The following is a 14,995-nucleotide window of genomic DNA, read 5'->3' as shown; positions in this document are numbered from 1 at the left end:
CATGGACGCCTGTGCGGCCTTGGTCTACTCAGCACCACGCTGAGACGACCCCGCGCAGGAGAGACCATGTCCGCCCACGGTGACCCCATTCCGATGACCGCCCATCCTTCGGGCCCGCTCTCCGGGACCGCAGAGGTGCCTGGCGACAAGTCGATCTCCCATCGGTCGCTGATCCTTGGGGCGATGGCCGTGGGCGAGACCAAGATCACCGGGCTGCTCGAAGGGCAGGACGTGCTCGACACCGCCAAGGCCATGCGGGCCTTCGGTGCCGAAGTGACCCAGCACGGGCCGGGAGCCTGGTCCGTGCATGGCGTCGGGACCGGTGGTTTTGCCGAGCCCGAGGATGTGATCGATTGCGGCAATTCCGGCACAGGGGTGCGGCTGATCATGGGGGCCATGGCCACCACGCCGATCACCGCGACCTTTACCGGGGATGCGTCGCTCCGTGGTCGTCCCATGGGGCGGATCACCGATCCGCTGGCGCTGTTCGGCACCCAGGCCGTGGGGCGGTCGAAAGGACGCCTGCCGATGACCTTGATCGGCGCGGCGGACCCAGTGCCCGTGCATTACACCGTGCCTGTCCCTTCGGCGCAGGTGAAGTCCGCCGTGCTGCTGGCCGGGCTGAACGCTCCGGGTCAGACCGTCGTGATCGAGGCCGAAGCCACGCGCGATCACTCCGAGCGGATGCTGCGGGGCTTTGGCGCGGAGCTGCGCGTCGAGGCGACGCCGGAGGGCAATGTCATCACCTTGACCGGGCAGCCCGAATTGAAACCGCAGACCATCGTCGTGCCGCGGGATCCGTCCTCGGCGGCCTTCCCGGTGGCGGTGGGTCTGATCGTGCCGGGCTCGGATGTGCTGGTGCCGGGGATCGGGCTCAACCCGACCCGGGCAGGGCTCTATACAACTTTGCAGGACATGGGCGCGGATCTGGTCTTCGAGAATATGCGCGAGGAGGGCGGTGAGCCGGTCGCGGATCTCAGAGCCAGGTTTAGCGACGCGATGCAAGGCATTGAAGTTCCGCCGGAACGCGCGCCTTCAATGATCGACGAATACCCGATCCTGAGCGTGATCGCCTCCTATGCCACGGGCAAGACCGTGATGCGCGGGGTCAAGGAACTCCGCGTCAAGGAGAGCGACCGGATCGACGCCATGGCCCGGGGTCTTGAGGCCTGCGGCGTGACCATCGAGGAGGATGAGGACACGCTCATCGTCCACGGGATGGGGCCGAGCGGAGTGCCGGGTGGCGCGACTTGCGCGAGCCATCTGGATCACCGGATCGCCATGAGCTTCCTGTGTTGCGGTTTGGCGGCCAAGGCGCCGATCTCGGTGGACGATGGCGGCCCGATTGCCACGAGTTTCCCGATCTTCGAGCCCCTGATGACAGCGCTCGGCGCAACACTGGAGCGGTCCGGGTCATGACCGCGACCGGCGGCTGCCTCTGCGGGGCGATCCGCTATGAGGTGACGGGTCCGCTGCGTCCTGTGGTGGCGTGTCACTGCAACCAGTGCCGCCGGACCTCAGGCCATTATGTGGCGGCCACCTCCGCCCTGAAACGAGATGTTGTGATCGCCGGCACGCCGCGTTGGTTTGCCTCGTCGGACACGGCGCAGCGGGGGTTCTGCGGAACCTGCGGGTCGAACCTGTTCTGGGACGGGCCGTCGAACGAGATGGCCATCTTCGCCGGAACGTTGGATGGGGATCCGGGCGTGCGGCTCGCGACCCATATCTTCTGCGCCGACAAGGGGGCCTATTACGAGATCACCGATGATTTGCCCCAGGCGCCGGGAGACCATCCGCTGCCATGGGTGGGGGACCGGGCATGAGCTTTGCCATCGCCATTGACGGGCCTGCGGCGGCGGGCAAGGGCACGATCGGGCGGGCCATGGCCGCGCGGTTCGGTTTTCCGCATATGGATACCGGCCTGCTCTATCGGGCGGTCGGCAAGAAGGTTCTGACCGGTGCCGCGGCACTGGAGGCAGCCCGGGCGCTGACGCCTGCCGATCTCGAAGCGGGCGATTTGCGCACCGCAGAAGTCGGGCAAGCGGCCTCCAAAGTTGCAGCATTGCCAGAGGTGCGCCGCGCGCTTCTGGACTTTCAACGGGCCTTTGCCCAGCGGGCGGGCGGGGCCATTCTGGATGGCCGCGATATCGGGACGGTGATCTGCCCGGATGCGGCGGTAAAACTCTTTGTCACCGCCTCCGACGAGGTTCGGGCCGAGCGGCGTCATGCGGAACTTTCGGCAAAGGGCAGCCCCTTGAGTTTGGCGCAGGTTCTGGAGGATTTGCGCGCCCGCGATGCCCGCGACACCCAGCGTAGCGACGCCCCTTTGCGCGCCGCCGAGGACGCTCTTTTGCTGGATACATCGCAATTGAGTATTCAAGATGCAGTGAGCCAGGCGGTGTCTCTGGCGGAAATGCGGATGAAAGCCTTGCAATTCATCCCAAGCGCTTTGAATTAATCACATATGCGAATACCAATTGGGCTGGAACTCGCTTACCCAGAATTGGCGACTTGCAGCCAGTTTGGAATGTCTCTAAACTGTCTTGATCGAAATCAACACCAGAATGGGAATGAAGATGGGGTTTGACCTTTCGAATATGACTCTGGACGAACTGAACACACTCGAAAAAGATGTTCAGAAAGCCAAAGTCGCCGTGGAAAAAAAGCGCGTGGTGCAAGCCCGCAAAGCGCTTGAGGACACGGCCAAGAAGCATGGTGTGTCGCTGGAAGAGATTTTTGGCGTCAAGACCGAAGGCAAAGGAGGCAGCAAAAGCGCTCCGAAATATGCCAATCCGGACAATCCGGATCAGACCTGGACCGGTCGCGGGCGTCAGCCTGCCTGGTACCGCGAGGCAGTCGGGGCGGGAACAGACCCGAGCGCGCTCGAAATCTGATTGGCAATGCCCGGGCGGGGTTGCGTCTTGGCGCGCCCCCGCCTATAGACGCGCCTGTCGAGCAGGCGGCGTAAGATCGCAGGACGAAGATCGCAGGGTCGGGCGCAAGCCGCGGCCCTTGTTGTTTTCCGGACTGCACCGTCGATCACAAACCCAAAGACCAATGGATACAACCATTCGGCCCGTTAAAAACACGATGTAAAGGAAACACGAGACCACATGGCTCAAAGCGCATCTATGGAGGAATTCGAAGCCCTCCTGCAAGAAAGCTTCGAAATTGACACGCCCTCCGAGGGCTCCGTTGTCAAAGGCAAGGTTATCGCAATTGAAGCGGGCCAGGCCATTATCGATGTCGGCTATAAAATGGAAGGCCGCGTCGAACTCAAAGAATTCGCAAATCCCGGCGAAGCTCCCGAAATTGCTGTTGGTGACGAAGTCGAGGTTTTCCTCGATCGCGTCGAGAATGCCCGCGGCGAAGCGGTCATCTCCCGCGACAAGGCCCGCCGCGAGGAAGCCTGGGACCGTCTGGAGAAAGCTTACGGCGACGATGCCCGCGTCGAGGGCGCGATCTTCGGCCGCGTCAAGGGTGGCTTCACTGTCGATCTCGGCGGCGCCGTGGCGTTCCTGCCCGGCTCCCAGGTTGACGTGCGCCCCGTGCGTGACGCTGGCCCGCTCATGGGCCTCAAGCAGCCGTTCCAGATCCTCAAGATGGACCGCCGCCGGGGCAACATCGTTGTGTCGCGTCGCGCGATCCTCGAAGAGTCCCGCGCCGAGCAGCGCGCCGAGGTTATCGGCAAGCTGAACGAAGGCGACGCGGTGGACGGCGTGGTCAAGAACATCACCGAGTACGGCGCCTTTGTCGACCTGGGCGGTGTGGACGGCCTGCTGCACGTGACCGACATGGCCTGGCGCCGTGTGAACCACCCCTCCGAGATCCTGTCGATCGGCGAGACGGTCAAGGTTCAGGTCATCAAGATCAACAAGGAAACCCACCGTATCAGCCTCGGCATGAAGCAGCTGCAGGACGATCCGTGGAACCTGGTCGAAGGCAAGTACCCGCTCGACAGCACCCATACGGGCCGCGTCACGAACATCACCGATTACGGTGCCTTCGTGGAGCTGGAGCCGGGTGTCGAGGGCCTCGTGCACGTCTCCGAGATGTCCTGGACCAAGAAGAACGTCCATCCGGGCAAAATTGTCTCCACCTCGCAAGAGGTTGAGGTCATGGTGCTCGAGATTGACACGGTCAAGCGTCGCGTCTCGCTCGGTCTCAAGCAGACCATGCGCAACCCGTGGGAAGTCTTTGCCGAGACCCATCCCGAGGGCACCGAGGTCGAAGGCGAGGTCAAGAACATCACCGAATTCGGTCTGTTCATCGGTCTCGACAACGACATCGACGGCATGGTCCACCTCTCCGATCTCAGCTGGGATCAGCGCGGCGAGGAAGCTATCCAGAACTACCGCAAGGGCGACATGGTTCAGGCCGTTGTCTCCGAGGTGGATGTGGACAAAGAGCGGATCTCGCTCTCGGTCAAGGCTCTGGGCGGTGACAAGTTCGCCGAAGCCGTGGGCGGCGTGAAGCGCGGCTCGATCATCACCGTTGGCGTCACCGCCATCGAGGATGGCGGCATCGAGGTGGAATACGAAGGCATGAAATCCTTCATCCGCCGCTCCGATCTCAGCCGTGACCGTGCCGAGCAGCGCCCCGAGCGCTTCGGTGTGGGCGACAAGGTCGATGTGCGCGTGACCAACGTGGACAGCAAGACCCGTCGTCTCGGCCTGTCCATCAAGGCGCGCGAGATCGCCGAAGAGAAAGAAGCCGTCGAGCAGTATGGCTCTTCGGACTCCGGTGCGTCCCTCGGCGACATCCTCGGCGCAGCGCTCAAGAAAGACTGAGCCTAGCGGTCGAACACGACGTTCTAAGCCCCGCCATTTGGCGGGGCTTTTTTCATGGGGTGTCTTCCGCGTCTTGGTCCTCATCCCAGTAGAACTCGGCAAGACCTCGGGTCGCGATCCAGATCAGCCCGAAGAGGGCGGGGTCCGCCGCCACGTTGAAGAGGACCCAATGGTCCGTGCTTAGCACCTGCCGGGCGACCTCGTTGGCGCCTGCTGCCAGAAGGGCGAGCCCCACCCAGGCCGCGTGCAGAAGGTGCCAGCCACGGGGCGTCAGCTGCAGCTTGTAGTGGAGCGTTCGCCAAAGCAGGCTGGGGCGGGTGAAGGCTCCGACGGCCAGGATGGCCGCAAACGCCAGGCCGCCCACCGTTGGGCGCAACTGGACGAAGCTTTCATCGTCCAGAAGGACGCCCGCCACGGTCAGCACCGCGATCAGCACGAAGGTCGCCACCGCCAACCACGGGATCGCGCCGTCCCAGCGCCAGCGCAGCCCCACGGCAAAGGCCGTCGCCACCACGGACAGCCCCGCGGCCCAGAAAAGACCGCCGACCCAATGTCCGACAAGGAATGCGATCCCGGGAAGAAGCTCGAGGGCAAGTCGACGATCCATGGGGATACCGTGGCCATGACAGCCGCAGACCGCAAGCAGCTGTAGCCGTCCTTGGGGTGGAGGTGAGGATACTGGCGCGTCCGGCGCACCGCCGAACGAGTTCTGACGGGTTCACAGCGCGGAGGCGAGGCCGCGCTGTTTTCCTGTGGGGGCAGGCACGCGCAGGCGCCATACAGGACAGGGTGTGACTTGCGCGGAAATGGCCAACGCCCCGTTCAAGCCGCGACGCGCTGAGCCGTCGCTGAATACGCAAGGTCGTCTGGGCCTCCGCCAGAGCTTGCGCAAGACCCCGAACTCGGGTCGCGTTCCCAAACCGGCTGCCAGATCGGGTGCGTCGGACCAACCGCCCCATGGTTCCACTGGCTTGAGGCCTCGTCTAACCGTTTCCTTTCAAGTGTCAGTCTCCGGAGTTTTGCGGGACTTTGTAGCACCTGTGCGCGCAGAGCACGCTGGGCTTGGTGATACGGACCTGCTGACCTAACCTGTTAATTCGCGTTAACGGAGTTGTTCATGACGTCTTATATCCGGGCCCTTGCGCCCCTCGTATTTGCCTGTTTCGCCAGCGGCGCCCAGGCCACAACCATCAATGAAACCGCGGATTTCACAACAAATGGCGATTGGAGCTTCGGCGTCCCCGTCACGGCCCCGGCGCTGAGCTTTCCGGATCTGGGCGCCCATAGCGTGACCGGTAGCCTGAGCGCGCCCTGCGATCCCTTTGGCGGCCCGGATTGCAGCGGTGGCGACTTCGCCGACATCTTCACGATCCTTGTGGGACCCGATCAGGTGGTCGAATCCATGGTCTTCAGCGTGAGCAACGCAGCCACGTCCTTTGGCGGCACGCCGAACTCTGCCTTGCCGAGCTTCGAGACCGTGGTCGATGTGGGCGGCGTGGCCTTCAGCTTCCAGACGATTGCAGGCAACGGCATGGCGGACTTCACAAACGGGTTCACCAATGTGCCACTCAACGGCAACTACTCCTTCGGCATCCAGCTGGGCGCATTGCCCTTCCCGACGGATCTCGCCTCGGCCGATTGGCAACTGGATATCGTCCTCGGCCCGGCGGACACGGCTGTGATCCCGCTCCCGGCGAGCAGCCTTTTGCTGCTTGGAGGGCTCGGAGCTCTGGGCCTGGCGCGTCGCAAGCGGCGCAAGACCCAGGACGCCTGATCTGATCCTGGGGGCAGGCGGGACTTGCGCGCCGCTTGCCCTCTTTCCATGGCCATGGCAGTGTTCTGGCCATTCTTTGTGACTTTGGAGGTATGTTTTTATGCGCACACTGCTTCTATCCTTGGCGCTCGCCGCCTTTGCCGGGGCCAGCCAGGCCGGCACCGTGACCCTCTCGGAAGAGACCTTTGCACCGGGCGATGTGGCCCTTGTGCGGCTCTCCGGACCGGTTGGCGGTCAAAGCTCTTCGCAATCCGCAGGCAACGGCAACCCGGCGCCCTCACTGGTCGTGACGACCCAGACGAATATTGAAACCCGGAACGCCTTCATGGTCGACGGTCTCACCTATGATCTGTCCATGGGCGGGGTGCAGTCGCTCTCCTATTCCGTGGATTTCGACCCGTTTCAGGCCTTCGGGCAGGGTCAGGCCTTTGGCCTCGTGGTCGAACAGAACGGGGTCTATTACGTCTCCACCGCGGGGGTAACCAACGCGGTTCCGGGGTTCCAGACGGGCGGAGAGCAGATGCTGACCTCGGCCGATTTCGCGCCGCGTCTCGGCAATGGGATGCTTGATTTCTCGCAAGGCGCGGGGACGCTGAGTTTCGGGATTTACAGCGCCAATAGTGGCGGCAACGGGATCTCGGTGGCTTATGACAATCTGGAGATCAACCTGGCCAAGGATATGGCGGTGATCCCGCTGCCGGCGAGCTTGCCGCTGCTCCTTCTGGGGCTGGGCGGTCTGGCGTTGCGGGCACGTCGCGGCTGAGCCACAACCGGGCCGCGAGTCGCCCTGCCGAATCGGACAAACAAACGCGCCGCAGCATGGCACCTGCGGCGTGCTCTCGTTGCGGCAGGCAGGGGGGCTTCGACCTAATGCGCGGTTTTCGCGCAGGATTCTCTGAGCGCAAGCCCGCTTTAGCATTTTCCAGATGAGCGCTTTGGAGCTATAGTCGGCCTCGTGGACCGGGGTGGATGCCGGTGCTGCACGGCAAGGGAGGGTGGCCAATGATCCGTTCGGAACTCATTCAGATTGTCGCTGACGAGAACCCGCATTTGTACCAGCGGGACGTCGAGCGCATCGTGAACACGGTCTTCGACGAGATCATCGAGGCCATGTCGAACGGCGACCGGGTCGAGCTACGCGGCTTCGGGGCCTTTTCGGTCAAGCATCGCGACGCGCGCACAGGGCGCAACCCCCGCACCGGCGAGGCCGTTTCGGTCGAAGCCAAGTCGGTGCCGTTTTTCAAGACGGGTAAGCTGCTTCGCGACCGGTTGAACGGAAAGGAAGACTGACCTTATGCGTCTGATCAAGTACCTGTTTCTTGCAGTTCTGGCGATCTGCCTGCTGACCATTGCTTTCGCCAATAACGGGCCAGTGACCCTGACCCTGCTGCCGCCGGAAATGGGCGCCTTTGCCGGATTCAATATCTCCCTCGACATGCCGCTCTACTTCGTGGTGTTCGCGGGGATCGCTGCGGGCCTGCTGATCGGGTTCTTCTGGGAATGGCTGCGCGAGACCAAGCATCGCAACGAGGCCTCCCGCCAGCGCACCGAGGCGCGCCGCCTCAAGCGCGAGGTCGAGCTGATGAAGAACCAGAAGGCCATGGCCGATGGCAAGGACGAGATCCTCGCCCTGCTCGAAGACAGCTCGAGCGTGCGCTGACCGCGCGACCCCATGCCCGTTTTGATTGATCCCTCTCCGCGCTCCGGCGCGGGGTTCCGCGCCCATGCAGGACAGGTGCAGGTGAAGATCTGCGGCCTGCGCAGTGCTGCGGATCTGGATGCCGTGGCCAAGGCCGGGGCGCGTTATGCCGGGTTCGTGTTTTTCGAGAAATCTCCGCGGCATTTGACGCTGGAGGCCGCGCGGGCGCTGGCCGCCGAGGCGCCGCTGGGCCTCGCCAAGGTGGCGCTGGTGGTCAATGCCGATGACGCGGCGCTCGATGCGCTGACCGAAACGGTGCCCCTCGATATCCTGCAATTGCATGGCGGTGAGACGCCAGAGCGCGTGGCCGAGATCCGGGCGCGCTACGGCCTGCCGGTGATGAAGGCGGTCGGGATCGCCGATGCCGAGGACCTGCCGGCGCTTGCCGCCTATGAGGCCGTTGCGGATCAGATCCTCGTGGATGCCAAACCGCCCCGCAATGCGGAGCTGCCCGGGGGCAACGGCGTGAGCTTTGACTGGCGGCTGATCGCCGGGCGGAGCTGGCGCAAGCCCTGGATGCTCGCGGGCGGTCTGACCCCGGACAATGTGGCCGAGGCGATCCGCCTGACTGGCGCGCCTCAGGTGGATGTAAGCTCCGGCGTCGAGAGCGCACCGGGCGTCAAGGATTCCGCGCGGATCGCGGAGTTCGTCGCAGCGGCCCAGGCGGACCCCGTCCCGCAGCTATGAGCTCGGACCTGATCTTTCGCCCCGCCGCGCAAGCGGACATCCCTGAAATTCTGGCGCTCTTGCGCGATGACATGCGGGGGCAGGGGCGCGAGGGCGCGGATTTGGCGACCTATGAGGCCGCCTTTGCACGCATGCAGTCCAGCCCGGAGGCCTATCTGATCGTGGGTGTCCAGGGCGGGCGCGTTGTAGCGACCTACACCATGCATGTGATGCACGGGCTCTCCCGATCCGCGACTACGCGGGCGCAGATCGAGGCGGTGCGCGTCTCCGCTGATCTGCGCGGGCAGGGGGCGGGCAAGGCTCTGATGGCCGATGCTGAGACCCGGGCGCGGGCTGCGGGCGCGTGCCTGATGCAACTCACCTCGGACAAGGCCCGCGACGGAGCGCATCAGTTTTACGCGGCGCTTGGCTTTACCCCCTCGCATATAGGCTTTAAGCGAGAGCTGTCCTAAGGGGAGTGACCGATGCCTGACGACCTGATCAATTCCTTCATGACCGGCCCGGATGAGAATGGCCGGTTCGGTGATTTCGGCGGGCGTTTCGTCTCCGAGACCCTGATGCCGCTCATCCTCGAACTGGAGCGTCAGTATGAGTTTGCGAAGACCGATCAGAGTTTCTGGGACGAGATGCATGATCTCTGGACTCATTATGTGGGCCGCCCGAGCCCGCTCTATTTCGCCGAGCGTCTGACCGAGCGGCTGGGCGGGGCGAAGATCTACCTGAAGCGGGATGAGCTGAACCATACGGGCGCGCATAAGATCAACAATGTGCTCGGCCAGATCATCCTGGCCCGCCGCATGGGCAAGAGCCGGATCATCGCCGAGACCGGCGCGGGCCAGCACGGGGTGGCGACCGCCACGGTCTGTGCCAAGTTCGGGCTGAAATGCGTGGTCTATATGGGCGCCCATGATGTGGAGCGTCAGGCGCCCAACGTGTTCCGGATGAAGCTGCTGGGCGCCGAGGTGGTGCCGGTGACCTCCGGGCGCGGCACGCTGAAGGACGCGATGAATGACGCGTTGCGCGACTGGGTGACCAATGTGCGTGACACATTCTACTGCATCGGCACGGTGGCCGGTCCACACCCGTACCCGGCCATGGTCCGCGATTTTCAGGCCATCATCGGCAAGGAAGCCCGCGAGCAGATGCTCGCCGCCGAGGGGCGTCTGCCCGACACGCTGATCGCCGCGATCGGTGGGGGCTCCAACGCCATGGGCCTGTTCTACCCGTTCCTCGACGACAAGGATGTGGGGATCATCGGCGTTGAGGCTGGTGGCAAGGGCGTCAACGAGAAGATGGAGCATTGCGCCTCCCTGACTGGCGGGCGGCCCGGGGTGCTCCATGGCAACCGCACCTACTTGCTGCAAGATGGCGATGGGCAGATCCTCGAAGGCTTCTCGATCTCGGCGGGTCTCGACTATCCGGGCATCGGGCCCGAGCATGCCTGGCTCCACGATATCGGCCGTGCGAAATATGTCTCGATCACCGATGCCGAAGCGCTGCAGGCCTTCCAACTGAGTTGCGAGACCGAGGGCATCATCCCCGCGCTGGAGCCGTCTCACGCGCTCGCCCATGTGGCCAAGATCGCGCCGGAGCTGCCCAAAGATCACCTGATCTGCATGAATATGTGTGGGCGCGGCGACAAGGATATCTTCACGGTCGCCAAGGCCCTTGGTGTGGATATGTCCGGCGCCCTCTGAGCCCCGCGCATCGCACTTTCAAAGCCCGGCGTCGGTCACTCCGCGTCGGGCTTTTGCGTGGAATCCACCGCGTGTTCGGCCAGCACATCGAGCGTCACCGCCTCCAGCGCGCGCGCATGGGTGGATTCGAGCCGGACCTTGGGGGCGCAGCCTTCCTCATGGGCCTGCTGGAACCGCCCCGCGCAGAGGCACCACTGATCCCCGGGTTTCAGCCCCGGGAACATGTATTCCGGGCGCGGGGTCGACAGGTCATTGCCCACATATTTCGAGAAGGCCAGAAACTCCGCCGTCATCACCGCGCAGACCGTGTGGTTGCCATGATCCATCCCGGAGGTGTCGCAACAACCATTCCGGAAAAACCCGGTCAGAGGCTCTTCGGAGCAGGACTGCAACGGCCCGCCCAGGACATTCACTGATTCGGCACGCTCATAATTCATCACTCGCCCTCCGTTACTTCAGTGTAACGCCCGCCCGGGGGTCGGCAAGCCTGCCACGCGGGGCCTAGCGGAACTTATCCGCGAGCTTTTGCAGGGCCGTGCGCGTATCGGGCGCGGGGTCGGGCTCCGGCGCGGGTTTGGGGGCAGGGGGCTTGGCCGCTGCGGCCCCGGGCTTCCCGCCGCCGGGTTTGCTGCCGCCGGGTTTGCCTTGTCCGCCCCCCGACGAGCGCGGTGGGGCGGTGCGCAGGGAGACCGCGTTCATGAACTTGCCCGCATCCCCCGCCGCAAGCTCCGGCGCGCCATCGCCGATCCCACGCAGCAGGTCATCGAGCCAGCCCGCCTCCGCCTTGGCGAAATCGCTGAGCACATAGCCCGAAACCCGGTCCTTGTGCCCCGGGTGCCCGATGCCGAGCCGCACGCGCTGGTAGTCGGCACCGATATGGGAATGGATCGAGCGGAGCCCGTTATGGCCCGCATGCCCGCCACCGGTTTTCACCCGGCACTTGCCGGGCGCGAGATCCAGCTCGTCATGAAAGACGACCACATCCGCCGTTTCCAGCTTGAAGAACCGCATGGCCTCACCCACGGATTGCCCCGAGCGGTTCATGAAGGTCTCCGGCTTCAGGAGCACCACCTTGGTGGAGCCGAACTTGCCCTCGCTGAGCTGGCCCTGAAACTTCGACCGCCAGGGCGCAAAGCCGTGATCCGACGCGATCTGGTCCAGCGCCATGAAGCCGATATTGTGCCGATTGCCGCTGTATTTCGCACCGGGATTGCCCAGCCCCACGAACAGTTTCATTGCGATCTCCGTCTGTCTTGTGGGCCTATCTAGCCTGCGGCAGACCCGAAGGGGAGTCCAACCAAAGAGTCGCATTGCATCAAATGGGCCAGATTGGTAACAAAGATTTACCAATACAGAGGGAAGAGACCAAATGGCGGTGATCACCGAGATCGAGGATCTGCGAAAGATCTATAAGCGGCGCGTGCCCAAGATGTTCTACGATTACGCGGAAAGCGGCAGCTGGACAGAGCAAACCTTCCGCGAGAACAGCTCGGATTTCGACCTGATCAAGCTGCGTCAGCGCATCGCCATGGATATGGACAATCGGTCCACAAAAACGACCATGGTCGGGCAGGAGGTCGCGATGCCCGTGGCCCTGGCACCAGTGGGGCTGACCGGGATGCAGCACGCCGATGGCGAGATCAAGGCCGCCAAAGCCGCCGAGAAGTTCGGCGTGCCCTATACCCTCTCGACCATGTCCATCTGCTCGATCGAGGATGTGGCGTCGCACACCTCCGCCCCCTTCTGGTTTCAGGTCTATACCCTCAAGGACGATGACTTCATGAAGCGGCTCTTTGACCGCGCGAAGGAGGCCAAATGCTCGGCCCTCGTGATCACGGTTGATCTGCAGCTTCTTGGGCAGCGGCACCGGGATCTCAAGAACGGCCTCTCGGCCCCGCCCAAGCTGACCCCGGCCTCGATTGCCAACATGATGACCAAGATCCCCTGGGGGCTCGAGATGCTGGGCACCAAGCGGCGGTTCTTCGGCAATATTGTGGGTCACGCGAAGGGGGTGACCGACCCCAGCTCGCTGAGCTCCTGGACGGCGGAGGCGTTCGACCAGTCGCTCGATTGGGAGCGGATCAAGCAGTTCCGCAGCTGGTGGGACGGCCCCGTGATCCTCAAGGGCATTCTGGATCCCGAAGACGCCAAGATGGCGCTGAATGTGGGGGCGGATGCGATTGTCTGCTCGAACCATGGCGGGCGGCAGCTGGACGGCGCGCTCAGTTCGATCCGCATGCTGCCGCAGATCATGGATGCGGTGGGCGACAAGATCGAAGTGCATCTCGACAGCGGCATCCGCTCGGGCCAGGACGTGCTGAAGGCCGTGGCGCTTGGGGCCAAGGGCACCATGATCGGGCGCGCCTACACCTATGGTCTGGGGGCCATGGGTGAGGCGGGCGTGACCAAGGCGCTGGAGGTGATCCACAAGGAGCTCGATCTCTCCATGGGTCTCTGCGGGCGCCAGAATGTCGAGGATCTCGATCCGTCCAACCTGCTGATCCCCGAGGATTTTGCCACCCGGTGGCAAGCCAGCGCCTGAATTGACAAGCCGCCCCGGGCCTGAGCACTCTGCCCGGGAACGGAGGCGGCGATGCTGGTTTTTCACAGCCACGGGCTTGTGGTCTTTTCCATTCCGAAAACCGGCAGCACGGCCCTTGAGGCTGCGCTGTCGCCCCATGCCTCGCTGGTGGTGCAGGCCCCGCCCGAGCATCGGCATATGAACCGCCGGGTCTTTGCTGCCCAATGGGAGGATCTTCTGACCCGGCGCTATGATCGGCGCTTCGACAGCGTCGCCTTGCTGCGGGAACCCGTCGCGCGGCTGCGGAGCTGGTATCGCTATCGCGCCACGCCACCCTTTGCCGGGACGCCCCTCTCGACCGCCGAGATCAGTTTCGACGATTTCATCGCCGCCACGCTGGAGGAGAGCCCGCCGCCCCATTCGCGGATCGGCTCACAGGATCGGTTTGTCGCCAAGCCCGGGGGCGGGATCGGGATCACCCATCTTTTCGATTATGGCCAGATAGAGCGGGCCCGGGACTGGTTGTCTGGCACTCTCGGACGGGATCTCACCTTGCCGCGCCGCAATGTCTCGCCGGCCCGGGACGCGCCCCTGTCGCCGCCCTTGCGCGCGCGACTCGAACTGGCGCGCGCAGCGGAATTCGCGCTCTATACGCGGGTCTCTGAGGCCGGTCATCTGATCACGCCTCAGTCCTAAGCCCTCTTGGCGGCGGAAATGGGCGAAAAAACCGCAGATTCCCCTGATTTATCTTCGCCAGACCCCTTTCGTCTCGACCCCGATTGTCCTATCAGCGCGGTCTGTTGGGCATACACCCTTGGAGGATGCCCTTGTTTGCAATGTTAGGAGAATGCAATGGCTGGAGAGATTCCGGATCTTGTCGCCGAGCCGCGTTCGGGGACCGGCAAGGGGGCCGCCCGTCAAGCGCGTCGCGATGGATATGTACCGGGCGTGGTCTATGGAGGCGGGGCTGAGCCTGTCGCCATCCAGATCAAGTTCAACGAGCTTCTGCGCCGCCTGAAGGCGGGCCGCTTCATGTCCACCCTGTTCAACCTGCAGGTTGAAGGGCAAGAAGATGTGCGCGTGATCTGCCGCGGTGTGCAGCGGGATGTGGTCAAGGACTTGCCCACTCACCTGGATCTGATGCGTCTGCGTCGGACCTCGAAGGTGAACCTGTTCATCCCCGTGGATTTCGTGAACGAGGGCGCAGCCCCCGGCATCAAGCGCGGCGGCGTTCTGACCGTTGTGCGCCCGGAAGTGGAACTGGTTGTGACCGCGGGCGATATCCCCGAGAGCATCACCGTGGACCTCTCCGGTCTGGAGATCGGCGACACCGTCACGATCAGCTCTGTCAGCCTGCCCGAAGGCGCCAAGCCGACCATCGACCGGGATTTCGTGATCGCGAATATCCAGGCACCGTCCGGCCTGCGCTCTGCGGATGACGCTGAGGAAGCCGAAGGCGACGAGGGCGAGGCGGAAGCTGAAGCCTGAGGTCAACGCCTCGCGTGACACGACGAAAAAACCGCGCTCCGGGGGACTGGAGCGCGGTTTCTTTTTGCGTTCGTGAGGGTGGTTAGGGTGACCGGCCCCCTGGACTTTGGGGGGCCGGTCCTTCGCGACGCACCTGGGGATTTTGTCCGTGTCAGGGGTCCGTTGGGGGGCTGTCGGGGACGGGTGCTTTTGTCGCGTGGGCGGCCCGGACGGGAGGGACCGGGCGTTGTGTCTGGGGGGCTCCCCGCCCGTTGGGAGGTATCCGGGCGGGGGTTTGGGGGATGTTAAGGATTACTCGTTAGGAGAACCCTTGGCGCCTTTGATCGCGGCCAGCTCGGC

18 protein-coding genes are annotated in these 14,995 nt (G+C 63.9%); 15 read left to right on the top strand and 3 right to left on the bottom strand.

Annotation, left to right across the window (positions count from 1 at the left end; translation table 11 throughout):
- Window positions 1-66: 66 nt before the first annotated feature.
- From aroA to rpsA, 5 genes are all read left to right on the top strand, one after another.
- A complete protein-coding gene (gene aroA / locus ACP153_RS09715; RefSeq protein WP_424970793.1) occupies window positions 67-1,419 on the top strand; it encodes a 3-phosphoshikimate 1-carboxyvinyltransferase in 1,353 nt (450 codons plus the stop codon).
- Entirely contained in the window at window positions 1,416-1,823 is a 408-nt protein-coding gene (locus tag ACP153_RS09710; RefSeq protein WP_424970792.1) for a GFA family protein, read from the top strand. The genes aroA and ACP153_RS09710 overlap by 4 nt, the downstream gene beginning before the upstream one ends.
- Entirely contained in the window at window positions 1,820-2,458 is a 639-nt protein-coding gene (locus ACP153_RS09705; RefSeq protein WP_424971445.1) for a (d)CMP kinase, read from the top strand. Before ACP153_RS09710 ends, ACP153_RS09705 begins: the two co-directional genes overlap by 4 nt.
- 85 nt (window positions 2,459-2,543) lie before the next feature.
- A complete protein-coding gene (locus ACP153_RS09700) occupies window positions 2,544-2,894 on the top strand; it encodes an H-NS family nucleoid-associated regulatory protein (protein WP_424970791.1) in 351 nt (116 codons plus the stop codon).
- Window positions 2,895-3,113: 219 nt separating this feature from the next.
- Window positions 3,114-4,790, top strand: a complete 1,677-nt coding sequence (gene rpsA, locus ACP153_RS09695; RefSeq protein WP_424970790.1) for a 30S ribosomal protein S1 — start codon at window positions 3,114-3,116, stop codon at window positions 4,788-4,790.
- A gap of 52 nt (window positions 4,791-4,842) precedes the next feature.
- On the opposite strand, the gene ACP153_RS09690 is transcribed toward rpsA, so the two are convergent.
- Window positions 4,843-5,397 (bottom strand): inner membrane-spanning protein YciB, encoded by a 555-nt coding sequence (locus ACP153_RS09690; protein WP_424970789.1) that lies wholly within the window; start codon window positions 5,395-5,397, stop codon window positions 4,843-4,845.
- A 510-nt stretch (window positions 5,398-5,907) separates the two neighbouring features.
- Between ACP153_RS09690 and ACP153_RS09685 the strand changes: the two genes are divergently transcribed.
- The 7 genes from ACP153_RS09685 to trpB all read left to right on the top strand — a co-directional run bounded on the left by ACP153_RS09685 (window position 5,908) and on the right by trpB (window position 10,647).
- Entirely contained in the window at window positions 5,908-6,564 is a 657-nt protein-coding gene (locus ACP153_RS09685; RefSeq protein WP_424970788.1) for a VPLPA-CTERM sorting domain-containing protein, read from the top strand.
- A 100-nt stretch (window positions 6,565-6,664) separates the two neighbouring features.
- The gene (locus ACP153_RS09680; RefSeq protein WP_424970787.1) at window positions 6,665-7,327 is read left to right on the top strand and encodes a hypothetical protein; all 663 of its coding nucleotides are present in this window, start codon (window positions 6,665-6,667) and stop codon (window positions 7,325-7,327) included.
- Window positions 7,328-7,566: 239 nt separating this feature from the next.
- Window positions 7,567-7,854: an integration host factor subunit beta gene (gene ihfB / locus ACP153_RS09675; RefSeq protein WP_424968539.1), complete on the top strand. Its 288-nt coding sequence runs from the start codon at window positions 7,567-7,569 to the stop codon at window positions 7,852-7,854.
- A gap of 4 nt (window positions 7,855-7,858) precedes the next feature.
- Entirely contained in the window at window positions 7,859-8,224 is a 366-nt protein-coding gene (locus ACP153_RS09670) for a lipopolysaccharide assembly protein LapA domain-containing protein (protein ID WP_424968540.1), read from the top strand.
- 12 nt (window positions 8,225-8,236) lie between these two features.
- On the top strand, window positions 8,237-8,950 hold the full coding sequence (locus tag ACP153_RS09665) for a phosphoribosylanthranilate isomerase (protein ID WP_424970786.1): 714 nt from the start codon (window positions 8,237-8,239) through the stop codon (window positions 8,948-8,950).
- On the top strand, window positions 8,947-9,402 hold the full coding sequence (locus tag ACP153_RS09660; RefSeq protein WP_424970785.1) for an N-acetyltransferase family protein: 456 nt from the start codon (window positions 8,947-8,949) through the stop codon (window positions 9,400-9,402). The genes ACP153_RS09665 and ACP153_RS09660 overlap by 4 nt, the downstream gene beginning before the upstream one ends.
- A 12-nt stretch (window positions 9,403-9,414) precedes the next feature.
- Window positions 9,415-10,647, top strand: a complete 1,233-nt coding sequence (trpB, locus tag ACP153_RS09655) for a tryptophan synthase subunit beta (protein WP_424970784.1) — start codon at window positions 9,415-9,417, stop codon at window positions 10,645-10,647.
- Between the two features lie 35 nt (window positions 10,648-10,682).
- Here trpB and ACP153_RS09650 read toward each other — a convergent pair whose 3' ends face one another.
- On the bottom strand, window positions 10,683-11,084 hold the full coding sequence (locus ACP153_RS09650) for a DUF2237 family protein (RefSeq protein WP_424970783.1): 402 nt from the start codon (window positions 11,082-11,084) through the stop codon (window positions 10,683-10,685).
- A gap of 64 nt (window positions 11,085-11,148) precedes the next feature.
- A complete protein-coding gene (pth, locus tag ACP153_RS09645) occupies window positions 11,149-11,883 on the bottom strand; it encodes an aminoacyl-tRNA hydrolase (protein ID WP_424970782.1) in 735 nt (244 codons plus the stop codon).
- Window positions 11,884-12,016: 133 nt separating this feature from the next.
- Between pth and ACP153_RS09640 the strand changes: the two genes are divergently transcribed.
- The 3 genes from ACP153_RS09640 (at window position 12,017) to ACP153_RS09630 (ending at window position 14,656) form a co-directional block, all read left to right on the top strand.
- Window positions 12,017-13,189 (top strand): alpha-hydroxy acid oxidase, encoded by a 1,173-nt coding sequence (locus ACP153_RS09640; protein ID WP_424970781.1) that lies wholly within the window; start codon window positions 12,017-12,019, stop codon window positions 13,187-13,189.
- Window positions 13,190-13,240: 51 nt separating this feature from the next.
- Window positions 13,241-13,864: a sulfotransferase family 2 domain-containing protein gene (locus ACP153_RS09635; RefSeq protein ID WP_424970780.1), complete on the top strand. Its 624-nt coding sequence runs from the start codon at window positions 13,241-13,243 to the stop codon at window positions 13,862-13,864.
- 156 nt (window positions 13,865-14,020) lie between these two features.
- Window positions 14,021-14,656 (top strand): 50S ribosomal protein L25/general stress protein Ctc, encoded by a 636-nt coding sequence (locus ACP153_RS09630; protein WP_424970779.1) that lies wholly within the window; start codon window positions 14,021-14,023, stop codon window positions 14,654-14,656.
- Window positions 14,657-14,995 lie beyond the last annotated feature (339 nt).

The organism is Dinoroseobacter sp. S76 (assembly GCF_049801095.1).
Classification (GTDB): domain Bacteria; phylum Pseudomonadota; class Alphaproteobacteria; order Rhodobacterales; family Rhodobacteraceae; genus Dinoroseobacter.
Note: the sequence above shows the minus strand (reverse complement) of the source record. Positions and strands in the feature narration are given on the sequence as shown.

Excerpts from the sequence above, each read along its gene's own strand:
- aroA (WP_424970793.1), top strand. The coding sequence starts at position 67 with ATGTCCGCCCACGGTGACCCCATTCCGATGACCGCCCATCCTTCGGGC.
- ACP153_RS09710 (WP_424970792.1), top strand. The coding sequence starts at position 1,416 with ATGACCGCGACCGGCGGCTGCCTCTGCGGGGCGATCCGCTATGAGGTG.
- ACP153_RS09705 (WP_424971445.1), top strand. The coding sequence starts at position 1,820 with ATGAGCTTTGCCATCGCCATTGACGGGCCTGCGGCGGCGGGCAAGGGC.
- rpsA (WP_424970790.1), top strand. The coding sequence starts at position 3,114 with ATGGCTCAAAGCGCATCTATGGAGGAATTCGAAGCCCTCCTGCAAGAA.
- ACP153_RS09690 (WP_424970789.1), bottom strand. The coding sequence starts at position 5,397 with ATGGATCGTCGACTTGCCCTCGAGCTTCTTCCCGGGATCGCATTCCTT.
- ACP153_RS09685 (WP_424970788.1), top strand. The coding sequence starts at position 5,908 with ATGACGTCTTATATCCGGGCCCTTGCGCCCCTCGTATTTGCCTGTTTC.
- ACP153_RS09680 (WP_424970787.1), top strand. The coding sequence starts at position 6,665 with ATGCGCACACTGCTTCTATCCTTGGCGCTCGCCGCCTTTGCCGGGGCC.
- ihfB (WP_424968539.1), top strand. The coding sequence starts at position 7,567 with ATGATCCGTTCGGAACTCATTCAGATTGTCGCTGACGAGAACCCGCAT.
- ACP153_RS09670 (WP_424968540.1), top strand. The coding sequence starts at position 7,859 with ATGCGTCTGATCAAGTACCTGTTTCTTGCAGTTCTGGCGATCTGCCTG.
- ACP153_RS09665 (WP_424970786.1), top strand. The coding sequence starts at position 8,237 with ATGCCCGTTTTGATTGATCCCTCTCCGCGCTCCGGCGCGGGGTTCCGC.
- ACP153_RS09660 (WP_424970785.1), top strand. The coding sequence starts at position 8,947 with ATGAGCTCGGACCTGATCTTTCGCCCCGCCGCGCAAGCGGACATCCCT.
- trpB (WP_424970784.1), top strand. The coding sequence starts at position 9,415 with ATGCCTGACGACCTGATCAATTCCTTCATGACCGGCCCGGATGAGAAT.
- ACP153_RS09650 (WP_424970783.1), bottom strand. The coding sequence starts at position 11,084 with ATGAATTATGAGCGTGCCGAATCAGTGAATGTCCTGGGCGGGCCGTTG.
- pth (WP_424970782.1), bottom strand. The coding sequence starts at position 11,883 with ATGAAACTGTTCGTGGGGCTGGGCAATCCCGGTGCGAAATACAGCGGC.
- ACP153_RS09640 (WP_424970781.1), top strand. The coding sequence starts at position 12,017 with ATGGCGGTGATCACCGAGATCGAGGATCTGCGAAAGATCTATAAGCGG.
- ACP153_RS09635 (WP_424970780.1), top strand. The coding sequence starts at position 13,241 with ATGCTGGTTTTTCACAGCCACGGGCTTGTGGTCTTTTCCATTCCGAAA.
- ACP153_RS09630 (WP_424970779.1), top strand. The coding sequence starts at position 14,021 with ATGGCTGGAGAGATTCCGGATCTTGTCGCCGAGCCGCGTTCGGGGACC.